The organism is Methanocalculus natronophilus, assembly GCF_038751955.1.
Taxonomy (GTDB): Archaea; Halobacteriota; Methanomicrobia; order Methanomicrobiales; family Methanocorpusculaceae; genus Methanocalculus; species Methanocalculus natronophilus.
This window is the reverse complement of record NZ_JBCEXH010000028.1, coordinates 1-890: the sequence shown is the minus strand read 5'-3', so window position 1 is coordinate 890 and position 890 is coordinate 1. Positions and strand designations below refer to the sequence as shown.

1 pseudogene is annotated in these 890 nt (G+C 34.2%); it reads right to left on the bottom strand.

Annotated elements, in window-relative coordinates:
- Nucleotides 1-253 (bottom strand): annotated as a pseudogene (locus ABCO64_RS10165) (hypothetical protein); the annotation flags it as partial.
- Nucleotides 254-890: the final 637 nt, after the last annotated feature.

Sequence of the window (890 nt, the reverse complement as noted above, 5' to 3'; positions counted from 1 at the left end):
CTTCTAGAAGGACTTTTAATGAAAAGTCTTTCCTTAACTCCGTAACGATTGCTGCCTTTTCTTCACTTGTTACGCCTTCTAGTTTTTTCGTTAAGGACTGCGACTTTTTTAAATATTCTATTTCAGCTTTTAATCTTTCGTTTTCCTCTTCTAGTGTATTATCGACGATTTCCTTTGCTCTTTCATGTTTCAAAAGATAGCCTTTTCTCGGGTGTGTATCTTTTATCGCCGACTCACCTTTTGTTTTATACAATTTTATCCAGTCACCTAATATCGTGGGCTCAATTAAACCTTAATCTAAAGCGACGCTTCTTCTTGATTCGCCATTAAGTACTCTACTTATCGCTAATAGCTTTGTATCCTTTTTGTATGACTTGATTTCTCTATTTATAAATACTTCTTTTCCGAATTTCCTATAGAGATTGATCAAATACTTTAGATTACCCAAGTCATAGCCACCATACATCTCTGATACATGAGACAGTGATTTACCGTTATGCACGTGCTCTTCACACATCTTTAGTTTCTGCTTTAGTGTTATTTTCATATAAAAAAGCTCCCTTCATCAGAGTGGTATATTAATCATACCATATCTCCAACTTTTGGAAGCTACTTCAGATTGAGATGTCTTTAGTTGTACGAGTTTATTTCATTTTTCGGCAATAGTTGTACGAGTTTATTTCCAATAGTTGTACGAGTTTATTTATTTTGTGCTTAAAGCAAGAAATATAAGTATTTAATCAACTTTTTTATTGTCTTTGATCATCACTTCAGACATATCATTGAGTTGAATCATTATGGGTTGCTTCAAGTTCAATCCCTTGCCAAAAACAACCGCATGGCGATCTTTTAAGCGTGGCAGTAAGTTTGTATAATCCTCACCAAAGTAG